At 73.1% G+C, this 22,181-nt stretch carries 20 protein-coding genes, 1 tRNA gene and 1 pseudogene; 9 read left to right on the plus strand and 13 right to left on the minus strand.

What is annotated here, in order from left to right:
- Positions 1-191: 191 nt before the first annotated feature.
- Positions 192-614 carry a hypothetical protein gene (locus OG247_RS35445; RefSeq protein WP_327256053.1) on the plus strand — a complete coding sequence of 141 codons (423 nt, stop codon included), beginning with the start codon at positions 192-194 and terminating at the stop codon, positions 612-614.
- Here OG247_RS35445 and OG247_RS35450 read toward each other — a convergent pair.
- Positions 600-1,433, minus strand: coding sequence for a helix-turn-helix domain-containing protein (locus tag OG247_RS35450; protein WP_327256054.1), 834 nt, complete (start codon positions 1,431-1,433; stop codon positions 600-602). The two genes, OG247_RS35445 and OG247_RS35450, sit on opposite strands and share 15 nt — an antisense overlap.
- Before the next feature lie 34 nt (positions 1,434-1,467).
- On the minus strand, positions 1,468-3,273 hold the full coding sequence (locus tag OG247_RS35455; protein WP_327256055.1) for a hydroxysqualene dehydroxylase: 1,806 nt from the start codon (positions 3,271-3,273) through the stop codon (positions 1,468-1,470).
- A gap of 224 nt (positions 3,274-3,497) precedes the next feature.
- Here OG247_RS35455 and OG247_RS35460 point away from each other — a divergent pair, with 224 nt between their 5' ends.
- Positions 3,498-3,803 carry a 4a-hydroxytetrahydrobiopterin dehydratase gene (locus tag OG247_RS35460; protein ID WP_327256056.1) on the plus strand — a complete coding sequence of 102 codons (306 nt, stop codon included), beginning with the start codon at positions 3,498-3,500 and terminating at the stop codon, positions 3,801-3,803.
- Between the two features lie 17 nt (positions 3,804-3,820).
- Positions 3,821-4,600 (plus strand): class I SAM-dependent methyltransferase, encoded by a 780-nt coding sequence (locus OG247_RS35465; protein WP_327256057.1) that lies wholly within the window; start codon positions 3,821-3,823, stop codon positions 4,598-4,600.
- 100 nt (positions 4,601-4,700) lie between these two features.
- Here OG247_RS35465 and OG247_RS35470 read toward each other — a convergent pair whose 3' ends face one another.
- The 8 genes from OG247_RS35470 to OG247_RS35505 form a co-directional block, all read right to left on the minus strand.
- A complete protein-coding gene (locus OG247_RS35470) occupies positions 4,701-5,150 on the minus strand; it encodes an RICIN domain-containing protein (protein WP_327256058.1) in 450 nt (149 codons plus the stop codon).
- A 7-nt stretch (positions 5,151-5,157) separates the two neighbouring features.
- Positions 5,158-6,006, minus strand: coding sequence for an aldo/keto reductase (locus OG247_RS35475; RefSeq protein ID WP_327256059.1), 849 nt, complete (start codon positions 6,004-6,006; stop codon positions 5,158-5,160).
- Between the two features lie 155 nt (positions 6,007-6,161).
- On the minus strand, positions 6,162-6,935 hold the full coding sequence (locus tag OG247_RS35480; RefSeq protein WP_327256060.1) for an ABC transporter ATP-binding protein: 774 nt from the start codon (positions 6,933-6,935) through the stop codon (positions 6,162-6,164).
- Entirely contained in the window at positions 6,932-9,865 is a 2,934-nt protein-coding gene (locus OG247_RS35485) for an ABC transporter permease subunit (RefSeq protein WP_327256061.1), read from the minus strand. Before OG247_RS35485 ends, OG247_RS35480 begins: the two co-directional genes overlap by 4 nt.
- A 16-nt stretch (positions 9,866-9,881) precedes the next feature.
- Positions 9,882-11,147, minus strand: coding sequence for an ABC transporter substrate-binding protein (locus tag OG247_RS35490; RefSeq protein WP_327256062.1), 1,266 nt, complete (start codon positions 11,145-11,147; stop codon positions 9,882-9,884).
- Between the two features lie 132 nt (positions 11,148-11,279).
- Complete coding sequence (locus OG247_RS35495; protein ID WP_327256063.1) at positions 11,280-13,103, minus strand: AMP-dependent synthetase/ligase; 1,824 nt, start codon at positions 13,101-13,103, stop codon at positions 11,280-11,282.
- A gap of 112 nt (positions 13,104-13,215) precedes the next feature.
- The gene (locus OG247_RS35500; RefSeq protein ID WP_327256064.1) at positions 13,216-13,875 is read right to left on the minus strand and encodes an NADPH-dependent F420 reductase; all 660 of its coding nucleotides are present in this window, start codon (positions 13,873-13,875) and stop codon (positions 13,216-13,218) included.
- Positions 13,876-14,638: 763 nt separating this feature from the next.
- The gene (locus OG247_RS35505) at positions 14,639-15,490 is read right to left on the minus strand and encodes a LysR substrate-binding domain-containing protein (RefSeq protein ID WP_327256065.1); all 852 of its coding nucleotides are present in this window, start codon (positions 15,488-15,490) and stop codon (positions 14,639-14,641) included.
- 190 nt (positions 15,491-15,680) lie between these two features.
- On the opposite strand from OG247_RS35505, the gene OG247_RS35510 reads away from it, so the two are divergent.
- From OG247_RS35510 to OG247_RS35520, 3 genes are all read left to right on the plus strand, one after another.
- Positions 15,681-16,805 carry a bile acid:sodium symporter family protein gene (locus OG247_RS35510; protein WP_327256066.1) on the plus strand — a complete coding sequence of 375 codons (1,125 nt, stop codon included), beginning with the start codon at positions 15,681-15,683 and terminating at the stop codon, positions 16,803-16,805.
- A gap of 9 nt (positions 16,806-16,814) precedes the next feature.
- Positions 16,815-17,246 (plus strand): (2Fe-2S) ferredoxin domain-containing protein, encoded by a 432-nt coding sequence (locus OG247_RS35515; protein ID WP_327256067.1) that lies wholly within the window; start codon positions 16,815-16,817, stop codon positions 17,244-17,246.
- 119 nt (positions 17,247-17,365) lie between these two features.
- Positions 17,366-17,641 carry a hypothetical protein gene (locus OG247_RS35520; protein WP_327256068.1) on the plus strand — a complete coding sequence of 92 codons (276 nt, stop codon included), beginning with the start codon at positions 17,366-17,368 and terminating at the stop codon, positions 17,639-17,641.
- A gap of 51 nt (positions 17,642-17,692) precedes the next feature.
- Here the strand turns inward: OG247_RS35520 and fdhD are convergent, their stop codons facing one another.
- Positions 17,693-18,526, minus strand: a complete 834-nt coding sequence (gene fdhD / locus OG247_RS35525; protein WP_327256069.1) for a formate dehydrogenase accessory sulfurtransferase FdhD — start codon at positions 18,524-18,526, stop codon at positions 17,693-17,695.
- A 214-nt stretch (positions 18,527-18,740) separates the two neighbouring features.
- Between fdhD and OG247_RS35530 the strand changes: the two genes are divergently transcribed.
- Positions 18,741-19,682 carry a beta-ketoacyl-ACP synthase III gene (locus OG247_RS35530; RefSeq protein WP_327256070.1) on the plus strand — a complete coding sequence of 314 codons (942 nt, stop codon included), beginning with the start codon at positions 18,741-18,743 and terminating at the stop codon, positions 19,680-19,682.
- On the opposite strand, the gene OG247_RS35535 is transcribed toward OG247_RS35530, so the two are convergent.
- A complete protein-coding gene (locus OG247_RS35535; protein WP_327257748.1) occupies positions 19,669-20,640 on the minus strand; it encodes a low temperature requirement protein A in 972 nt (323 codons plus the stop codon). The two genes, OG247_RS35530 and OG247_RS35535, sit on opposite strands and share 14 nt — an antisense overlap.
- Before the next feature lie 145 nt (positions 20,641-20,785).
- Between OG247_RS35535 and OG247_RS35540 the strand changes: the two genes are divergently transcribed.
- Both OG247_RS35540 and OG247_RS35545 read left to right on the plus strand, forming a co-directional pair.
- Positions 20,786-21,247, plus strand: a complete 462-nt coding sequence (locus OG247_RS35540) for a hypothetical protein (protein ID WP_327256071.1) — start codon at positions 20,786-20,788, stop codon at positions 21,245-21,247.
- Positions 21,248-21,415: 168 nt separating this feature from the next.
- A tRNA-Leu gene (locus OG247_RS35545) sits at positions 21,416-21,500 on the plus strand.
- A gap of 80 nt (positions 21,501-21,580) precedes the next feature.
- On the opposite strand, the pseudogene OG247_RS35550 reads toward OG247_RS35545, so the two are convergent.
- Positions 21,581-22,081: pseudogene (locus tag OG247_RS35550) on the minus strand (pyridoxamine 5'-phosphate oxidase family protein); the annotation flags it as partial.
- Positions 22,082-22,181 lie beyond the last annotated feature (100 nt).

Consider the following 22,181-nt stretch of genomic DNA (forward strand, 5'->3'; position numbering starts at 1 on the left):
AAAAAATGTGGGGACGGCGCCCAGCCGAGCCCCCGTGCGCCCGTACGCCATTACCCGGGAGGTAATCGACCCTGCCGGGGCTCCGGCGGCACAGTGGAAGCCATCGGGTTCCGGGGCCGCGCACTCGGCTCCGGGGCCCGGGCATCCGTACCCCATCAGCGCATTCGACCCTCGACGGAGGCTGATCCGCCATGTCCGCAACCCTGTTCACCGCCGTAGCCCGCACCACCGTCCCCCGGACCGCGCTGCGCCGGTTCCTCGCCCTCGACGCCGTCGTCAGCACCGGCAACGGGCTCGCCTACGTCGCCCTCTCCGCGCCCCTCGGCCGGCTGCTCGGCGTCGGGCAGGGGGTGCTGCTGGGATTCGGGGTGTTCATGCTGTTCTACGGGGCGGCCGTCGGCCTGCTGGCCTCGCGCCCGCAGCCCCCGGTCTTCCCCGTCAGGATCGTCATCGAAGGCAACTACGCCTGGGCCGCGCTCAGCCTCGTCGCCCTCGTGCTCTGGTTCGCGCCCACCACCGCCGGGGCGGTGTGGATCGTGGCGCAGGCGCTCGTCGTCGCCTCCTTCGCCCTCTTCCAGCAGCTCGCGCTGCGCGCGGACTCAGGGCGCCAGTGACCGCAGGTACTTCACCGTCGCCGGGTCGGCCGGGAGGAGGGTCTCGATGGCCAGCTCGGCGACCGTCACGTCCATGGGGGTGTTGAAGGTGGAGATGGAGGACACGAAGGAGAGCAGGTGCCCGTCGTGCTCGATCCGCAGGGGGAGCGCGAGGTACGCGACGGCCTCGACCGGCCCGTCCCCGTACGGCCAGTCCGCCCCGTCCGCCCCGTCCGTCCCCTCCGCCGTCGCGGGCAGCGGATAGGCGGCCACCTCCTCGTACAGCGCGCGCAGCGGCGCCGAGCGGGCCAGGGCGATCTGCCGCTCCATCTGGGCCAGCAGGTGCCCGCGCCACTCGCGCAGGTTGCGGATCCGCGGGGCGAGGCCCTCCGGGTGCAGGGTCAGTCGCATCGCGTTGAGGGGACCGGCCAGCAGGTGCTCCGGCAGACCCTCCATCAGCATCAGGATGCCCCGGTTGGCGGCCACCACCTCGTACGTGGCGTCCACCACCAGCGCCGGATACGGCTCGTAGCCGGTCAGCAGCCGCTCCAGCCCCTCGCGCAGCACCTCCATGGAGGGGTCGCCCAGCGGGGTGTGGGCGTACCGGGGCGCGTAACCCGCGGCCACCAGCAGGGCGTTGCGGTCCCGCACCGGGACTTCCAGGTGGTCCGCGAGCCGCAGCACCATCTCCTCGCTCGGCCGGGACCGGCCCGTCTCCACGAAGCTGATGTGGCGGGAGGAGGAGTCGGCGCGGCCCGCCAGCTCCAGCTGACTGAGCCCGCGCCGCTCCCGCCAGGTGCGCAGCAGGGCGCCTACCGTCAAGGGCGCAGCAGTCGTCATACGGCGACGTTAGCCCAGCCGGGAGACCGCGCGTTCACCCCACGTCGAAGACGTTCCGCAGACCGAGACGGTAGCGCCACAGGTCGTGCCGCTTGGCGGACTCCACCTCGGGGGCCCGGTAGAGCCCCCGCACCGTGCACCGCGCCGCCGTCGAACCATCCCGGTCCAGGAGGGAGTTGACGGCCGCACGGGCCGATGCGTTGGCCCCCTCCATCGTCGCCAGGTCGATGTCGACGGAGACGTAGTCCCCGCTGAGGAAGAAGTTCGGGATCCGGGTGCCCGCGCTCGGCCGGTTGTGGAAGGTCCCGGCCGGGTGGATCAGCAGCTCGTCCTGGTTGGTCGGATGGGGGGTGCCGATCCCGTCCACCCCCGGGTCCAGGAACCACGAGTGCAGCTTTCCGTCCGACAGCAGGGTCTTCCCGGTGTCGTTGAGGGAGGCCTTCAGCTGCGCCCACACCTCGCGGGCGACCTCCTCGCGGGTACACTCCTTGGCCGTCTTCCCGTAGAGGATCCCCGGCTTGTCCCACTCGGAGATGTCCACCGACAGGCAGTCCACGGCCGTTCCGTCCCCGTAGTCGGCGGGGAAGTTCCGCGCCGGCCAGTGCTCGGCCTGCTGGATCGCCGTCAACGACCAGGGCGAGTCGATGCAGTTGAGGTGGCCGTGTACGAGGGGTGCGCGCTCGGTGAGGTAGAACTGGATGCCGGTCATCCAGTCGGTCCGCAGCAGGTCGCACCGCCCGAGCATCGGGTCGGCCGCGCGCAGCGCCGGGCTCCAGGTGCGGCGGGCGTGTTCGACGGGCAGCGCGCTGACGTAGTGGTCGGCGGTGACGGTCCGCACGGCTCCGGCCGGGTCCTCGATGAGGACCCCGCTCACGCGGCCGTCCCCGTGCCGGACCTCGCGTACCGTCCACCCGATGTTGAACTCCACGCCCAGCGAGCGCAGATGGTCCTCCCACGGGTCGATCCACGCCTCGTTGGTGGGCAGGTTCAGGATCCGGTCCGGCGGACCGTCGGCGCCGCGGCCCAGCAGGTTGAAGACGAAGGCCTCGCCGAGCGTGCCGACCGTGCGGGTCGAGGCCTCCTCGGCCTTGGTGGCGACGATGTTGCGGGTGACGCCGATGGCGAGGATCCGCTGGTATTCGCTCGACATCCGCGCGGCCCGGGTGAACTCCCACCACGGGGTGCGCTCCCACTGCCCGTCGCGCCGCTCGTCGCAGCTGGTGAGGAAGACCAGGGCGCGGTCGACGAAGTACGCCGTCTCGTGGAGCGGGAGGCGGACCAGCGACTGGAGGATGCCGGTGAGGGCCCGGCGCAGCTCGTCGGGGGTCAGCTCGGCGGGGGAGTGCTCCGGCCAGGGGATGGGCGCGCGCAGGTCCTCGCGACCGGCCGCCCGGGCGAACATCATCTCGCGCGGGGCGACCAGGTTGTCCCAGACGCCGTTCGCGTTGCCGGGGAAGGGGATGCGCCGCATCGTGTCCGGCAGATTGTGGTAGATCCCCGGGATGAACCGGAAGCCGTGCTCCGCGGGCAGCGGCCGGCGGCCGCCGCGGGCGCTGCCGGGGACGTCCATGCTGCGGGCCTTGCCGCCGAGCGCCCGCCGCTCGTACACGGTGACGGCGTAGCCGCGTTCGGCCAGTTCGTGCGCGGCGGTGAGGCCGGCGACCCCGCCGCCGAGGACGGCGACCCGGCGCGCCTGCCCGGCCGCGGCGGGTGGGGTGGCCGCGGCGGATCCGGTGGCGGCGCCGGCCGGGGCCGCGAGGCCCCCGGCAGCCGATAACCCGCCCGCGGTGGCCGCGGCCCCCGCGATGAACGTGCGCCTGGAGTTTCCTGTGCGCGTCACGGTGATGCTCCCTCGATGTCGTCGGAACCCGGCGGTATTACCGGCGGTAACAGTCACGTCCGGCGCAGGAGCATAGGGGCGGCGCGGTGGCCACGGAAGGCACGGAAGTACCCGCACGCACTATGGCGCGAAACCTTCCCCGGAGCCTGAGCTGTGGGAACCTTGACTCCACGTCAGGTCAATCGGGCAGTCGTGTACACCGTGTACGGGGAAGGAGCCTGCGGATGTCGAGAGAGCCGCTTTCGCAGAAGGAGATCGAGGACCGGCTGAGGGAACTCCCCGGCTGGGCCTTCGAGGACGACCGGATCATCCGCACCTACCGGCTGGGCAGCCACTTCGCGGCGAGCGCGCTGGTCGGCCACATCGCCTCCGTGCAGGAGGAGTTGAACCACCACTCCGACCTCACGCTCGGCTACAACACCGTCCGCCTCTCCGCGAACACGCACGACGCCGGCGATCGCGTCACCGACGCCGACTTCACCCTCGCGGAGCGCGTCGAATCCCTGGCCCCGTCCCACGGCGCCGCCTGATGCCGGGAGCTCCGCCGATGCCCGTGCCCGCACCGAGACCGCTCCTCGACTACGACGCCGAAGCCCAGGCCTACGACGCCACCCGCGGCGGGGCCCCGCGCGCCGAGGCCGCAGCCGCGGCGGTCCTCGGCCTGCTCCCGCCGGACACCGCCACCCTGCTCGACCTCGGCTGCGGCACGGGCATCGTCACCACCCGCATCGCAGACGCCCGCCCGGAGCTGCGCGTCCTCGGCGCGGACGCCTCGTACGGGATGGCCGCCATGGCGCGCTCCCGCGAGGTCACGGTGGTCCTCGCCTCCGGGGCCCGGCTCCCGTTCCGTTCGGGTTCGCTCGACGCGGTCAGCGCGGTCTGGCTGCTGCACCTGCTGCGCTCACCGGGCCTGGTGGCCGCCGTGATCGCCGAGGCCGGGCGGGTGCTGCGGCCCGGCGGGGTCTTCGTCACCACCGTCGACAAGGACGCCGCCCACGACGTGGGCAGCGATATCGACGCGGTGCTCGCCGAGCACCTCACCGCCACCCCCGCCGACTCCGCCCAGGCCGTCACCGGCCACGCGGCCTCGGTGGGCCTGTACCCCGCCGGCGAAGCCCTCTTCACCGGCCACGGCCAGGGCCGCACCCCGCGCGGGGCGGCCGAAGCCCTGCTCGCCGGGCGGTACGCCTCCCGGGTCCACCCGCGCGGGATCACCCCGCGCGAGCTCGCGGACCGGCTGGAACTCCTGCCCGGGCCGGACACCCCGCGCGCGGAGCCGACGTACCGGCTGCACGGCTTCGTACGGGCCTTGAGGGGCGGGGGCTGAGGGGCGGGGGCCTGACGGGCGGGGGCAGGGGCGATGGGCCAACTGCCCCGCCACGGCGCCCGCCCCCGCCCCCCGCCTCCTGCCACTGCTCCGCCCCGCCTCAGGCGGGCTCCAGGCGCCACCACTGCGCCGGGGAATCGGTGTCCTCGCACTGCCGGGCCCGGCCCTCCGCGTCCGCCTCCAGCGGCAGACCGCTGATGGCCGCGATCAGCGAGACCACGCCGGGGTCGTCGAGGTGTTCCTCCACGACCCACTCCTGCGCCCCGAAGGCGTTCGCCTTCCACACCTGGACCCGGGTGCCGCTCTCGGTCGACGCGTTCGCGACATCGAGCCGCTTGCCGTTGTGGACGCTGACCAGGTGGAAGATCCCGCCGCCGCTGTGCACCGGGGTGATCTCCCACCGCCGGGCCGCGGCGGGCTCGCCGTCCGGCCCGACACAGACCCGGTTGCCGCTCTCGACCTGGAGCAGCAGCCCGCTCCCGGCATTGCGGATCAGGTACACGCCGTCGGGCGCCTTCGTCTGCGCGTTCGTCCGCGCCGTCCCTGTCACCGGCGGCTCAGTAGTCGAACTCGGCCGGGTCGGGACCGATCCGGCGCCCCGCCGAGCCCGCGCCGAGCGCGTCCAGCGCGGCGATGTCCCCGGCGTCCAGCTCGAAGCCGAAGACGTCGAGGTTCTCCCGGATCCGCGCCGGGGTCACGGACTTCGGGATCACGACGTTGCCCAGCTGGAGGTGCCAGCGCAGCACCACCTGCGCGGCCGAGCGGCCGTGCTTGTCGGCGATCGCGGTGACGGCGGGCAGGGTGAGCAGGTCCTTGCCCTGACCGAGCGGGGACCAGGCCTCGGTGGCGATGCCCAGGCGCGCGTGCAGGGCGCGCAGCTCGGTCTGGGGGAGCAGCGGGTGCAGCTCGATCTGGTTCACGGCCGGGACCAGGGCGCTCTCGCCGCCGAGCCGCTCCAGGTCGGCGGGGCGGAAGTTGGACACGCCGACGGCCTTGGCGCGGCCGCTCCGCGCGATCTCCTCGAAGGTCTTCCAGATGGCCAGGAAGTCGTCGCGCATCGGGCGCGGCCAGTGGATCAGGTACAGGTCGATCTCGTCGAGGCCCAGCTTGGCGAGCGAGGCGTCGAACTCGCGCAGCACGTTGTCCCGGCCCCAGGTCTCGGACTTCCCGTTCCACAGCTTGGTGGTGACGAAGAGCTCCTCGCGCGGCACCCCGGCGGAGGCGATGGCCTTGCCTGTGCCCTCCTCGTTGCCGTAGATGGCGGCCGTGTCGATGCTGCGGTAGCCCGCCTCCAGTGCCGTCCGGACGGCCTGCTCCGCCTCGGCGTCCGGAACCTGCCAGACGCCGTAGCCGAGCTGGGGCATGAGCGTGCCGTTGTTGAGCTTGATGCCGGGGACCTGGTTCACGTCGGTCGTTCCCTCTGGTCGTCGCTGGTGCGGGTGCTGACTGCCGTACGGACGCCGGTGAGCCTGCCCGTACGACCGGCGACAACCGGCCTCCGGCGTGGCCTATTCCCGCCGTACGGGTGAATCCGTACGGCGGGAAACGGGCACGTCACGCCCTACGCGCCCAGGTACGCCTCCCGGACCAGAGCGTTGGCCCGTACCTCGGCGGCCGTGCCCTCGGCGAGGACGGTCCCCAGGTCCAGGACGACCACCCGGGTGCAGAGGTCCATCACGAAGGCGACGTTGTGCTCGACCAGCAGCACCGCGCAGCCCTCCTCCTCGGCGAGCCGGCGCACGACCGCCGCGAGCTGCTCGCGTTCGGGCGCGGACATGCCCGACGCGGGCTCGTCCAGGAGTAGCACCCGGGGCGGATCGGCCACCGCGCGGGCGAGCTCCACCATCCGGGCCCGCCCCACCGGCAGACCACCGGCGTACGAGTCCCCGAGCGCGCCGATGCCGCAGTCGGCCAGCACCCGCGCGGCCCGCTCCCGCCGCTCCCGCTCCCGGCGGCGCCGGGTGGGCGAGGCGACCAGGTCGGCGGCGAGACCGCCGCCCCCGCCCCGCCACTCCTGCGCGACGAGGACGTTGTCGGCCACGCTGAGCTGCCCGAACAGCTGCTGGCGCTGGAAGGTCCGGCGCATCCCGTGCCGGGCCCGCCAGACGGGGGAGCGCCGGGTGACGTCCACCCCGTCGAGCAGCATCCGCCCCTGGTCGGGCCGCCGGATCCCGGACAGCACGTCGAACAGGGTGGTCTTCCCGGCCCCGTTCGGCCCGATCAGCCCGCACACCTCGCCGGCCCGGATCCCGAGGTCCACGCCCGTCAGCGCCCTGACCCCGCCGAACCGGACGCTGACGCCGCGGGCCTCCAGTACATAGGGGTCCTCTCTCATGTCGCCATCCCCAGGTAGGCCTCGGTCAGCCGGTCCGTCTCCACCTCGGAGCGCGGGCCGCACCAGGAGACCCGGCCCTGCGAGAGGTAGGCGACGGTGTCGGCGATCCCGAGGATCTCGGCCGCCTTCTCCTCCACCAGCAGCAGCGCGGTCCCGGCGGTGCGGAGCTCCATGAGCAGCCCGTACACCTCGTCCACCACGCGCGGGGCGAGCCCGAGCGAGGGCTCGTCCGCGATCAGCACCCCGGGCGGCCGCTGCAACAGCGGTGCGAGGGCCAGCATTTGCTGTTCCCCGCCGGACAACGACCCGGCGGAGAGCGTGCGCCGCTCGCGCAGCCGGGGGAACCGGTCGTAGACGGCGTCCCGTTCCTCCGCGTCCCTCAGGTAGAGGGAGAGGTTCTCCTCGATGCTGAGCGCGGGGAAGATCCCCCGCCCCTCGGGTGCGAGCAGCACCCCCGCCCGGGAGCGGCCCACGGCGCCGTCGCGAGTGGCGTCCCGCCCGCCCACGTGGACGGTCCCGCCGGCGACGGCCAGCGCTCCGGCCGCCACCCGGCAGGCGGTGCTCTTCCCGGCCCCGTTGGGCCCGAGCACGGCGAGGATCTCGCCGCGCCGCACGACGAGGTCCACCCCGTGCAACACGAGCCCCCCGTCGTACCCGGCGGTGACGCCGCGCAGCTCCAGAGCGGGCGACAGGTCCCCCACCCCGCCCCTTCCCGAAACCGGGGCGCCGCCCCGGCCCCCGGCGAGATCAGCCCCTCCGGAGTTTGAGGAGCGGGAGTCCGGGGGCGGAGCCCCCGAAGGGTTCGGGCGGAGCCCGGTTTCGGGAAGGGGCGGGGTGGGGGAAAGCCCCGCCGGGCCCACCCCGACTCCGCCACCGACCCGGGCCGCGGGAACGGCGCCGGCCCCGGCCTCGCCACCGTCCCGGACCGCGGGCACGGCCTCGGTCTCGGGACCGGCCCCGGTCTTGGGCACGGCCCCGGTCTTGGGCACGGCCCCGGCCGAGACGTGGGCTCCGGCCAGGGCAACGGCCCGCCGCCGCGCCAGCCGCACCGGCACCGCCGCGCAATACCCATCGGGATCGTTGGCCAGGGCCAACCCCGCCAGCCCGAACAGGATCACCGGCAGGTGCGCCGACTCCGTCACGTAGTCCGCCATCACCCGCGGAGCGACGGCGAAGACCAGCCCCGCCACCACCGCGTACTGCGGCCTGCGGACGCCCGCCGCGACGACCACCGCCAGCCACACCAGTCCGGTCATCGCCGTGAAGTCCGTAGCGGTGATGCGGGTGTTGTACGAGGCGTACATCACGCCCCCGAACCCGGCCAGCCCCGCCGACAGCGTGAACAGCAGCAGCTTCGTCCGCAGTACGGACACCCCGGAGGCCATCGCGGCCGCGGGGGCCGACCGCACGGCGAGCATCGCCCGGCCCGAAGGGGAGCCCCGCAGCGCGCTCAGCCCGGCGGCGACCGCCGCGACCAGGAGGAGCAGCGCCACCCCCAGCGCCCGGTCGTCGGTGAGGTCCACCGGCCCGATGACGGGACGCGGGATCGACCACCCGGAGTCCCCGTTGCGCAGCCACCGCATCTGGAAGAGCACCTGGTCCGCCAGGAAGGCCAGGGCCAGTGTCGCCAGTGCCAGGGAGCGCCCGCCGAGCCGTAGCGCGGGCAGTGCGACCAGCGCTCCCAGGACGGCGGCCGCGCACGTGCCGACCGCCAGCGCCGCGAAGAACGGCCACCCGCGGCTCATCAGCAGTCCGGCCACCAGCGCGGCCCCGGTCACGAAGGTCCCCTGGGCCAGCGACACCATCGCGCCGAGCCCGGTGACCACGGTGAAGGACATGAACACCAGGGCCAGCGCGAGCCCTTGCGCGAGGAGCCCGCTCCAGAAGGGGGTGGTCACGGTGTAGAAGGCCGTGCCCAGCAGTACCGCGCCCGCGGCCCACACGCCCCAGCGCCGCCCCCACGGGGCGCCGGCCAGATGGTCCGGGGAGGCCACGTCCACGGCGGCGGTCCCGGCGGCCCGGGCCCGCCGGGTGAGCACCAGCAGCCCCCCGAAGAGGATCAGGAAGGGCACGGCCGTCCTGAAGCCGGTGATGGAGTCGGCGAAGGACGCGTAGCCGACGACCAGGTTCTGCAGGACCCCGAGCCCCAGTCCGCCGGCGAAGGCGAGCGGGACGGAGGCGAAGCGCCCGATGACGGCCGCGGTGGCCGATACGAACAGGAACAGCGTGAAGTCGTGCGCCGACAGCCCGAGCAGCGGCGTCGCCAGTACCCCCGCGAGCCCGGCCAGCCCCGACGCGATCATCCACGCCACCGAGGACAGCCGGTCGGCGTCGATCCCGCGCAGCTCGGTCAGCGAGCGGTTGTCGACGGCGGCCCGCAGCCGCAGCCCCAGCCGGGTGTGCCGCATCAGCACCCACAGGGCGACCGCCACCAGGGCCGTGGCCACCCAGGTGATCAGCTGGTCGGAGTCGATTCCCACGTCGGCGGTGAGCTGCCAGGACGTGGCGGGGCTCGGCCCCACTCCCGGCAGTCCGAACTGGTTCTCCGCCGGCTTGAGGGGAGCTCCCGCGTCGGTCAGGAGCTCCACCGTCCACAGCCCGGCCGCCGGCAGGGCCACCAGGAGTCCGATGGTGGCCACGATCTGCGCCGTCTCGCCGACCTGGGCGAGCCGGCGGAACATCAGCCGGTCCAGCGCCCACCCGAGGCCGGGTGCCAGTACGAGGACCACCAGCAGCGCCGCCGGGACGGCCGGCCAGCCGAGCCCGGAGTGCAGTTCGTAGAAGGTGAGCGCGCACAGGTAGGCGGTGGCCCCGTGCGCGAAGTTGAACAGCCCGGACGCCGAGTACGACAGCACCAGCCCGGTGGCCAGCAGTGCGTACAGGGCGCCGGACACCAGACCGCTCAGTACGAAGGCGAGCAGATCTCCCATTCCGTTTCCCGCACCCCTACTTGAAGGGGATGGACTCGTAGCACTTGAACGGTACGGAGACCTCGTACGCGCCGTTCTTCAGCTGTACGAGCGCCCCGCAGCCGAAGCTGTCCTTCTGGCCCTTGGGTTCCGCGCGGTTGCCGACGAGGGTGTCGGTGTCGGAGAAGCCCTGCGCGGCGGCCTGGAAGGACTCGACGGTCAGGCCCTTGCCCGCCTTCTGCGCGATGGACACGAACAGGTCGGCCGACATGTACCCGGTCATCATGTGCATGTTGAGCGGCACGTCCAGCCCGCCCGACGCGGCCTTGATGTCGGCCTTGAACTGGGCCATCTTCGGGTTCGTCGACTCGAACGGCTCGAACTGCAGCAGGACGTGCACGCCGTCGAGGGCCTGCTTTGTGGCGTCCTTGGCGAGCAGACCCGGGTCGTAGTCGGTCGGGTCGGAGAGCAGTCCCTTGTATCCGCTGCGCTTGAGCGAGGTGAACAGCCCGATGTTGTTGGGGGTCTGCATGACGGAGACGACCGCGTCCGGGGCCTTGCCGTCGTTGCTCTCGAGGATCTCCTTGACGTACGCCGACCAGTCGCTCGGTACGGCGGTGCCGGGCACCGAGGCCTTGGCGTAGGAGACCTTGAACCCGGCGCTGGCGAAGCCCTGCTGGAAGGTGCGCACACCGAACTTCCCGGCGTCGCTGTCGTTGGCGATGATCGCGACCGACTTGCCCGCGGCGCCGCCGAGGATCTGGCCGATGCCCTCGGGCCAGGTCTGGTTGATGGTGCCGCCGGGGGTGGGGACGAGGCAGCCGTTGAACCCGTAGATGTACTTGGGCCCGCAGAAGGAGGGCAGGGTGCCCCAGCCGAAGGTGGGCACCTTCTCCTGCTCCAGGAAGTCGGCGCCGGTGAAGGTGACCGAGCTCATGGGGGAGATCGCGAAGACCTTGTCCTGCTGGACGAGTTTGCGGGCCGCGGCCAGGTTCTTGGCGGGGTCCTGCCCGTCGTCCTCGGCCCCGATGTAGTCGATCTTGAGGCCGTTGATCCCGCCCTCGGCGTTGGCTCTCATGTAGCGTGCCTTCGCCCCGAGGTCGGTTGCCTTCTTGCTGTAGCCACTGGCGCTGGTCATCGACACGATGCCGCCGACCTTGATCGAATCGGCGGTCACCCCGCGGGAGTTGCCGCCGGCTACTCCCGGCTTGTCGGTGGAGGCGCCGTTGGAGGCGGAGTTGCAGGCGGAGACGAGCGCGAGCGCTGCCGCCGCGGCGGCCAGGGTGCGGATCGGTCGCAACATGTGTGGATCCCCTCCGGTCGGAATCCCCGCATTCTGTGCGCGACCTGACGCATCGTCAATATCAACGACAAGTAAAGTGACGACCCGTCAGGTAACGGTTCGGACCGTCGGCGTGATCACGCCGTGCGCTCGTCAGGACTGGTAGAGGGCCGCCACCTCCTTGGCGTAGGCCTTCTCTATGGCCCGCCGCTTCAGCTTCAGCGAGGGCGTGAGCAGCCCCCGTTCCTCGGTGAACTGCTCGGCCAGGACGCGGAACGTGCGGATCGACTCGGCCTGGGAGACCAGGGTGTTGGCCGCCACCACCGACCGGCGCACCTCCGCCGTCAGATCGGGGTCGAGCACCAGCTCCGCCGCCGTCAGCCGGGGGCGGCCGCGCATCGCCAGCCAGTGCGCGACCCCCTCCATGTCCAGGGTGAGCAGGGCCGCGATGTACGGCCGGTCGTTGCCCACCAGGACGCACTGGGAGACCAGTGGGTGCGAGCGGACCCGCTCCTCCAGGGCGGCCGGGGCCACGCTCTTGCCGTTGGAGGTCACCAGGATCTCCTTCTTGCGCCCCGTGATCGTGAGGTACCCGTCCGCGTCGAGACGCCCCAGGTCCCCCGTCGCCAGCCAGCCGTCCCGCAGGACGGCCTCCGTGGCGTGCGGGTCGTTCAGGTACCCGGAGAAGACGTGGGCGCCGTACAGCCAGATCTCCCCGTCCTCGGCGATGTGCACCGTACCGCCGGGGATCGGCTGCCCGACGGTGCCGTACTTGACGGCCCCGGGCGGGTTCGCGGTGGCCGCCGCGCAGGACTCGGTGAGCCCGTAACCCTCGAAGACCGTCACCCCGGCGCCGTCGAAGAACAGCCCCAGCCGGCGCGACATCGCGGAGCCGCCCGACATGGCGTACCGCACCCGGCCGCCCAGCGCCTCGCGGACCTTCCCGTACACCAGCTTCTCGAAGAGCTGGTGCTCCATGCGCAGTTTCGCCGAGGGCCCGGGTCCCACGCCGAACGCCTTCTGCTCGCGGGCCTCCGCGTACCGTACGGCCGTTTCCACCGCCCGGTCGAAGGGCCCCGTCCGGCCCTCGGTCTCGGCCTTGCGGCGGGCGGCGGCGAAGACCTTCTCGAAGACGTACGGCACCCCGAGCACGAACGTCGGCCGGAACGCGGCGAGGTCCGGCAGCAGTTCGGCCGCCGCCAGCACCGGCTGGTGCCCGAGCTTCACCCGGGCGCGGACGGCCGCCACCTCCACCATCCGCCCGAAGACGTGGGCGAGCGGCAGGAACAGCAGGGTGGACGGCTGCTCGCCGGGCCCGGCCTGGAAGACGGACTCCCAGCGGGTCACCATCGTGTCGGCCTCGAACATGAAGGCGCCGTGGGTCAGCACGCAGCCCTTGGGGCGTCCGGTGGTCCCCGAGGTGTAGATGACGGTGGCCGTCGCGTCGGGCGTCACGGCGCTCCGGTGGCGGTGCACGACGTCCTCGGCGACCTGCAGTCCGTCCTGGACGAGCCCGTCCACGGCGCCCGCGTCCAGCTGCCACAGCCGGCGCAGCATCGGCAGCCGCTCGATCACCGACCCGACGGTCATGGCCTGGTCCTCGTCCTCCACCACACAGGCCGTGCACGCGGAGTCGTAGAGGATCCAGTGCACCTGCTCGGCGGAGGACGAGGGGTAGACGGGGACCGGCTGGGCGCCGATCGCCCACAGGGCGAAGTCGAAGAGCGTCCACTCGTACCGGGTACGGGACATGATCGCGACCCGGTCCCCGAAGCGGATGCCCTGCGCCAGCAGCCCCTTGGCGAGCCCGAGCACCTCGGAGGCCAGCTCGCCCGAGGTCACGTCCCCCCAGACCCCGCCCGACTTGCGGCCGAGCACGACCCGGCCGGGGTCCTCGCGTGCGTGCAGGAAGACGGCGTCGGCCAGGCCGCCGACGGGCGAGCCCGTGACGACCGGCGGGACGGTGATCTCGTGCAAGGCCCGCTCCTCTCCGTACGGCGCGGCGACGCTATCCCACGCCCAACCGCCGGTGATCACGGAAGGGAGACCTCCACAAGACCTCCCCAGCGGTGCGTTCAGGCGGTGCGATTCAGGACGTGCCCTGGGCCGTGACCACGGAGAGGTTGAAGTCCACCGGGCCGAGCACCCCGTAGAGGCGCAGCCAGAGCGCCATCAGAGCTTCGGTGGCCCGGGCGCTCGACAGGTCGCCGAGATCGGTGATCTGCCCGGGCGCCCAGCCGAAGGAGCGCAGGAGCGCCGTGGTCTCGGCCTTGGCACCGGCGTCGTCGCCGCTCACGAACACGGTGTGGTGGCCGGGCACCCGGCCGGGCTCGACCATGACGGCGTTGTTCATGGTGTTGAGCGTCTTGACGATCCGCGCCTCGGGGAAGGCCTTCTGGAGCTGCTCGGCGACGCTGCGGCCGTCCGGGGTGACCACCTTCGGCGGGAACCCCTCGGAGAAGTCCAGCGCGTTGGAGACGTCGACGACGGTCTTCCCCCGGAGGTTGCCGGCCCCGGCGGCCTCCAGTACGGCGAGCGAGACCAGTCCGCCGGTGGCGTTGACGACGAGCTCGGCGGAGGTGGCGGCCTCGGCGAAGGTTCCGTGGGCGCCACCCGTCCCGGCGGCCCACCGCACGGCATCGGCGTTGTCCGCCGTGCGGGACCCCATCGTGACCTGGTGTCCGACCGAGAGCAGCTTCCCCGCCAGCCGCTGCCCGACCTCACCGGTCCCCAGTACCGCGATCTTCATGCGCGTCCCCCTGCTCGTTCTGGTCGTGCCGTACGAATTCCCGCCGGAGCGCGACCGGTTGGCGTACGCAGACCATAAACGCACGGCGCCGCGAACGGCAGCGCATTCGGCCCGCCGGGGCGTCCTGATTCCCAGGTCAGGGGGCCGCGGGGCGGCGGGGCGGCGGGGCGGCCTCGGCCGCGATGTTCCCGATCGCCCCGAGCTGCTCGGCCACAGCGTGCGGGCGCCCCGCCCCGCCCCGGGCCGTCGACGACGCTCACCCCGGTGGGCGCGGCGCCGCGGAGGGACCGCCGAGGGCCGGCCCGCCACGGCCGAGGGGCTCCCGCGTGGGCGCGTACCCTGCGGGGCCGGTCCCCTACCCGCCCTTCCACCGTTCCCCGGGCTCCGCCCGGACCCGGTCCTCAATCGCCGGACGGCTGGAAATCCCCCGGCGACACCGCCCGGGGCCCCGGCCCTCGGCCCCGGCCTCCGGCCCCCGGCCTCCGGCCTCCGGCCTCCGGCCCCCGGCCTCCGGCCTCCGGCCCCCGGCCTCCGGCCCCCGGCCCCCGGCCCCCGGCCCCCGGCCCCCGGCCCCCGGCCCCCGGCCCCCGGCCCTCGGCCCCGGCCTCCGGCCTCGGCACCTTGCCCGGCCCCGGCTCGTGGCCCCGGATCTTGGCTGGGTGCCCCCGCCTCCGGCGGCGTGGTCCTGCCCCGCCTGTGCGGCTCCCCGCGTCTTGCGCGCGGCCCTGGCTGCGAAGCCATGCCCCCAGGCTGCGCGAGCCCCCTACGCGGTTCGGGTCAGGCGGTCCGCGCCCGACAGGATGGCTGCGGCCAGGGCTTCCGCGGCGGCCGAGCCGCGGGGGCCGCGCAGGAGTGCGAACTCCACCGTGCCGAGGTCCGGCAGGCCGTTGACCCGGACCAGGCCCGGCGGGATCAGCCCGCGCGTATGCGCCATCACGCCGAGCCCCGCACGCGCCGCCGCGATCAGGCCGCTCAGGCTGCCGCTCGTACAGGCGATCCGCCACGGCCGCCCGTCGGCCTGCAACACGTCCAGCGCCCGGGCCCGCGTGATCCCCGGCGGCGGGAAGACGATCAGCGGGACCGGCCGGTCCGGGTCCACCCGCAGCCCCTCCGCCCCGATCCACACCATCCGGTCCCGCCACACCAGCCGTCCCCGCTCGTCGCCGTCCCCGCGCCGCTTGGCGAGTACGAGGTCCAGCCGGCCAGCGTCCAGCCGCTCGTGCAGGGTTCCCGACAGCTCCACGGACAGCTCCAGCTCCACCTCCGGGTGCTCGTGCCGGAAGGCCTCCAGGATCTCCGGCAGCCGGGTCAGCACGAAGTCCTCCGAGGCGCCGAAGCGCAGCCGGCCCCGGATCCGCGTCCCCGCGAAGAAGGCCGCCGCGCGCTCGTTGGCCTCCAGGATCGAGCGGGCGAAACCGAGCAGCGCCTCGCCGTCCTCGGTGAGCTCCACGCTGTGCGTGTCGCGCAGGAAGAGGGGCCGGCCCGTGGCCTCCTCCAGCCGGCGCACGTGCTGGCTGACCGTGGACTGGCGCACGCCGAGCCGGGCGGCGGCCTGCGTGAAGCTCAGGGTCTGGGCGACGGTGAGGAAGGTGCGCAGCTGAACGGGGTCGTACACACCGCTCACCCTACTCCCGCTCATCGCGTTCCGTGATCACAGTGAGAGCGGTGTACGGGTTTCCCGATCACCAGTCGCCCCCGAGAATGAAAATGAAGGGGAACTCGTCGAGTGCCGTCGAGTCCCGTACCGCCCTTCCCTGCCCCGCCCCGTCCCGCCCTCCCGCCGACCCCAGCAAGTGAGCATCCGCATGCGCCGCCCGCACCTTCCCGCCCGGCTCCCCGTGGACCCGTTCATCATGGGTCTGCTCGCCACCGTCGGCCTCGCCGCCCTGCTGCCCGCCCGCGGCGCGGCCGCCTCCGTGGCCGAGGCCGCCTCCACCGCGGCGGTGGCCCTGCTCTTCTTCCTCTACGGCGCCCGGCTCTCCACCCGCGAGGCCCTCGACGGAATGCGCCACTGGCGGCTCCACCTCACCGTGCTCGCCTCCACCTTCCTCCTCTTCCCCCTCCTGGGCCTCGCCGCGCACGCCCTGGTCCCCGGCGTCCTCACGCCGCCGCTCTACAGCGGCCTGCTCTTCCTCTGCCTGGTGCCCTCCACCATCCAGTCCTCCATCGCCTTCACCTCGATCGCCCGCGGCAACGTCCCCGCCGCGATCTGCGCGGGCTCCTTCTCCAGCCTCATCGGCATCTTCCTGACCCCCCTCCTCGCCGCGGGCCTGCTCGGCAACAGCGCGGGCGGCTTCTCCCTCGACTCGCTGGTGAAGATCGTCCTCCAGCTGCTCCTGCCCTTCCTCCTCGGCCAGGCCCTGCGCTCCTGGGTGGGCGGCTTCCTCGTCCGCAACAAGAAGGTCCTCGGCTACGTCGACCGCGGCTCGATCCTGCTCGTCGTCTACACCGCCTTCAGCGCGGGCATGGTCGCCGGGATCTGGCGCCAGGTCAGCTTCCCGCGCCTCGGCGGGCTGATGGCGGTGGAGGCGGTCATCCTCGCCGTGATGCTGACGGTCACCTGGTACGGGGCCAAGCGCCTCGGCTTCACCCGCGAGGACCGGATCGCCATCCAGTTCGCGGGGTCGAAGAAGAGCCTGGCCGCCGGACTCCCCATGGCCAGCGTCCTGTTCGGCGCCCAGGCGAGCCTCGCCGTGCTCCCGCTCATGCTCTTCCACCAGATGCAGCTGATGGTCTGCGCGGTACTGGCCCGCCGCCGCGCGCGGGACCCGCAGGCTCCCCACGACCCGCAGACCCCTCACGACCCGCAGCCCCCCCAGGACCCGCAGGCCGCGGAAGCCCCGCAGGCCCCGGAACAGCACGAACGCGCCGCCGGGCATGTGGCGGAGGTCTCGCACACCCCCCAACACCCGGTCCTGCAGGCCCGGTAACGTGCGGCGGTGACCTGGATACGCCCGCTCTCCGCCCACGCCCCGCGCCCCTGCACCCTGGTGGTCTGCCGGGGCTGCTGCTGCGGCGACCCCCGCAAGAACCCCGGCACCGACCACGCGGGACAACTGGCCCGGCTGAACGAGGCCGCGGTGGCCTCCGGCGGGCGCCTGGCCGTCCGTACGAGCGACTGCCTCGGCCCATGCGCGCAGGCCAACGTGATCGTGGTCCAGCCCACCACGGAGGCCCGCCGCCGGGGCGCCCGCGCGGTCTGGTTCGGCTGGGCCCTGGACGACACCGCCACCGACGAGGTCATCGCCTGGGCCGAAGCGGGCGGCCCCGGAGTCACCCCGCTCCCGGCGACCCTCGACCTCCACCGCATCGATCCACCGGATCCGAAGCCGGCCGAGCCCGCCTCCCGCCGCGGCCGCCGCAAGCGCTGATCGGGGCGCCGTAAGGGCGGAGGGGGTCCGGGGGCGGAAAGCGTTAGGGCGAGGAAATGTCCGCTTCTTCTACGTTCTGGGTGTCAGCAAGAAACCCGCGAACCACCAGGGAGCCCCTCATGAAGCTCAGCAAGCGCATCGCCGCCGTCTCCGCCGCCGCCCTGCTCGGCACGCTGGCCCTCGGCGGGGCCGCCCACGCCGCGGACAACGGCGGTGGCGCTGCCAAGGGGGGCGGCGGATCCTCCTACAGCCACACGATCGAAGCCCCGGCGGGCACCCCGCACAAGGCCGCCCAGAAGGTCCGCCCCGCGTCGAAGGACAACCCGTACAGCCAGACCATCGAGGCCCCGGCGGGCACCGAGCACACCGGCGCGGGGGTCATGGCGGACAAGTGACCCGTGCGGGGGCGGGGGCGGTGGCGGAAGCAGCCGCGCCGCCCCCGCCGCTCACGCCGTCAGGTCGATCCGTTCCTCGCCCGCGTAGATGTTCATGTCCCCGTCCCGCAGGAACCCGACCAGCGTCAGCCCCGACTCCAGCGCCAGGTCCACCGCGAGCGAGGACGGAGCGGAAACGGCCGCCAGCACGGGGATGCCCGCCATCACCGCCTTCTGCGCCAGCTCGAAGGAAGCCCGCCCCGACACCAGCAGCACCGAACCCGCCAGCGGCAGCCGGCCGGCTTGCAGAGCCCGCCCGACGATCTTGTCCACCGCGTTGTGCCGGCCCACGTCCTCCCGTACGTCGATCAGCTCGCCCCCCGCCGAGAACAGCCCGGCGCCGTGCAGGGCGCCCGTGCGCTCGAAGACCTTCTGCTCCGCGCGCAGCCGGTCCGGCAGCTCCCCGAGGAGCCGCGCGCCCACCCGTACGGGATCGTCCGCGAGCCCCGGGAACCGGGTCGCGGTGCGCACCGCGTCCAGGCTGGCCTTCCCGCACAGGCCGCACGAGGAGGTGGTGTAGACGTTCCGCTCCAGCGTGATGTCCGGCACCGGAACTCCGGCGGCGAGCTGTACGTTCACCACGTTGTAGGTGTTCGTTCCGTCCTCGGCGGCGCCCTCGCAGTAGGTCACGGCCCGGACGTCCGAGGCCGAGGCGAGCACTCCCTCGCTGGCCAGGAAACCCACGGCCAGCGCGAAATCGTCACCCGGCGTGCGCATCGTGATGGCCAGCGGTTTGCCGTTCAGCCGTATCTCCAGCGGCTCTTCGGCCACCAGCGTGTCCGCCCGGGCCCCTGCCACGCCGCCCCGGATCCGGACGACGCGACGGCGTTCGGTGACCCGTCCCATGTGATCAGTCCACCCGTTCTGTCGTCGACCGGCTTTTCCCATGCCGGGAGCATCCATTCTCCAGGATCCGCGCCGGGCACCTTCCCCGGCTGGAGGACCCTCGGGAAGCTCCAAATTCCGGGCACTGAATCCTGTCGGGTCACGCGCCCTTGTACCCATCAGTAGCAGGCAAAGCTGGTAAATCCTGACTGCCTTACAAGGGGGGACCCCGCCCATGACCGGTTCACGCGTGGTGGCGCTAGGGCACTACCAACCCTCGAAGGTGATCACCAACGAGGACCTCGCCGCCATGGTGGACACCAACGACGAGTGGATCCGGTCCCGCGTCGGGATCAAGACCCGGCACATGGCCGGACCCGACGAGCCGGTCGACGAGCTGGCCTACCAGGCCGCAGGCAAGGCACTCGCGAGCGCCGGTCTGACCCCGGACGACATCGACCTCGTCCTCGTCGCCACCTCCACCGCGATCGACCGTTCCCCGAACATGGCCGCCCGCGTCGCGGCCAAGCTCGGCATGGGCTCCAGCCCCGCCGTGATGGACATCAACGTCGTCTGCTCGGGCTTCACCCACGCCCTGGCCACCGCCGACCACGCGATCCGGGCCGGCGCCGCCACCCGGGCACTGGTCATCGGAGCCGACAAGATGACCGAGATCACCGACTGGACCGACCGCACCACCTGCGTCCTGACCGGCGACGGCGCCGGCGCGGCCGTGGTCGAGGCCTGCGAGGAGCCCGGCATCGGCCCGGTCCTGTGGGGCTCCGTCCCCTCGATGGGCAACGCGGTCCGCATCGAGGGCTCGCCGCCGGTCTTCGCCCAGGAGGGCCAGTCCGTCTACCGCTGGACCACCAGCCAGCTCCCGCCGCTCGCCCGCAAGGTCTGCGAGAAGGCCGGTATCACCCCCGAGGACCTGGCCGCGGTCGTCCTCCACCAGGCGAACCTGCGGATCATCGAGCCGCTCGCCGCGAAGATCGGCGCCGTCAACGCCGTCGTCGCCCGCGATGTGGTCGACTCCGGCAACACCTCGGCCGCCTCCATCCCGATGGCCCTGTCCAAGCTGGTCGAGCGCGGCGAGATCCCCTCCGGGGCGCCCGTCCTCCTCTTCGGCTTCGGCGGAAACCTCTCCTACGCGGGCCAGGTCATCAGCTGCCCGTGACGCCCGGGCCGGAGCCCGCGGCGGTCCCCGTCGCAGGTTCGGCCCCGGGTTCGCCCGCGGGTTCGTCCGTGGGCCCGGCCCCGGTCGGGCCCGTGTCCGGGCCGGTGGCGCGGGATTCCGCCGCCAGCGCGCCCACGAGCACCAGGACCAGCGCGGTCAGCTGCCAGGCCGCGCCGATCCGCGTGCCCGCCGCGGCCGTGGCCAGTACGGGCACCACCGCGAGCGCGCGGAACCGTACCGGCCGGATCCCCAGCACCAGCCGGAAGGCGACGTCCCCGGCCAGATAGCAGGCGACCCCGCCCGCGAGCGCGAGGGCGGGCCCGGCCGGCAGCTGCTCGCCCAGGTGCCCGATGCTCTTCTTCACGCCCGCCGAGAAGGCCGCGATGCCCAGCAGCATCGGGATGAAGCAGTAGTAGTACGCGCGCAGCGCCAGCTTGAAACGCCGGTCCGGGGGACAGTCGGCGAAGACGTGCTCGGCGCGCCCCTCGTCGCGTACGAAGTACATCCACCACAGCGCGGCCCCGACGGCCAGTGTCAGGAACGCGCCGACGATGATCCCGAAGGTCAGCGGCAGCGAGCCCACGCCGATGCCGACCGCGATGACCGACTCACCGAACACGATGATCAGCAGCAGCCCGTGCCGTTCCACGAAGTGCGCGGCGCCGATCCCGCCGAGCTGGTCCTCCACCGTCGCCCCCGCGGCCGCGTCGGGCCCGGAGGCCGCTGCCCGCCGCGAGATGGCGGGCGTGACGAACTGGAACAGCAGCGCCAGCCCCCACAGCCCGAGGGCCGCCGCCCCGTCGAACAGCCCGGCGGCCGTCACCGACAGTGCGGACAGCGCGTTCGGCAGCGCGAACCACAACACCCCGCGCCCGTGGGCCTGGCTGTACAGCGAGCTGTGGGTGATCACGCCGACCAGGTAGCCGAGCACGAAGGCGACCCCGCCGCCCGTGTCCAGCCGGTATCAGCATCCGGGAGCCCCCCGGCGCCCTGCCGCGCGACCTGAGGGGTAGGCCGATCCCGCCCGGTGGGCTGATGGATCCGCGGCCGGAGCGCCGGAGGATGGAACGACGCAAACGGAGAACCACGGGAGAAAACGCAGCATGAGCCGCAAAAAGGTCGTCCTGATCACCGCCGGAGTCGTCGCCACCCTCGGGGTCGCCACCGCGATCGCCGTGCCGGCGGCGAACGGCTGGCTCGAGAACCGGCACCAGGAGACGAGCTCGTACGCGACCGGCGCCGAGGCGAAGTCGAAGCGTCCTTCCGTCCCGCGCTGGCTGCCGGACGACGCCCGGTCGGTCCGGTACTCGATGAAGACCACGGGCGGGGAGCGCCTGCTGAAGGCGACCCTCCCGGGCGCCAAGCCCCCGGCCCGATGCACCCCGGCCCCCGCGTCCGAGGCCAAGGAGATCCAGCTCCAGGCGGACTGGTTCCCGAAGGACGCCCGGGGCAAGGTGGGCCTGCACTGCGCCACGTACTTCGGCTCCATGGACGGGGACACCCTCTACGCCTGGCAGCACCGGGAAGACCTGGTGGCGGGAGAGCGCGAGAACCGGGAGTCCTAGGGCGGCGAGACATCGCGTCTCGCCCAACCGGCGGGCCCACTCCCCGGGCATGCCCGCAGGTCAGCGCGGCGCGTCGGACTCGGGCCGGGCGAAATATCTGGTCGGAACCCCGCCGAACCTTTGCTATTGTTGTCCATGTCGCCGCGGGAAACCGGGGCCGACCACCTAGTCCGGGTGGCGGAATGGCAGACGCGCTAGCTTGAGGTGCTAGTGCCCTTTATCGGGCGTGGGGGTTCAAGTCCCCCCTCGGACACAGAGGTCGATCGACCAGACAGAGCCGGTCAAAGTGACAACACGTCGCTTTGGCCGGCTCTTTCGTCGTACCCGGACCGCTCAGTCGGTGGCGGGGCCGGCGGGGTGGACCAGGAGCCTCAGGTACCCGGGAAGCTCCACTCCGGGGGTGATGTCCTCGGCGGGGACGGGCGTGCCGTAGGTGCGCAGCAGCGGGAGCTGACCCGACCAGTGGGGGAGGCCGTCGTCCCGGGGTTCGTCGTTGGGGCCGCCGACGCGGGACTTCGCGGAGACCTCGTTCAGGTCGAGGCGCAGGACGGCGACGTCGTCGAGTTCCTCCGCGCTCGGCGGGCGGGTGTCCGAGGACCGCCCGGGGACCACGTGCTCCACGATCGCCCTCAGCGCCCGGCCCTTCTCCTCGGGATCTCCGATCCGGTGCGCGACGCCGTGGGCCACGACGGAGCGGTGGTTCACGGAGTGCCGGAAGGCGGACCGGCCCAGGACCAGCCCGTCCAGGTGGGTGACGGTCACGCAGACGTCCAGGCCGGCGGCGTCTCCCTCCGGGCGGTCCGCGCCGGACGCGGCCGGCCGCATGGGCCGCGAGTCCACCGGGTGGCGACGGCCCCTGGGCTCGACCGCCCGGACCATTGCCCTGGTGCCGGGGGTAGGCGAAGATCGGCCGGGAATCTTCGCTCTTGGGAGG

The organism is Streptomyces sp. NBC_01244 (genome assembly GCF_035987325.1).
Classification (GTDB): Bacteria; Actinomycetota; Actinomycetes; order Streptomycetales; family Streptomycetaceae; genus Streptomyces.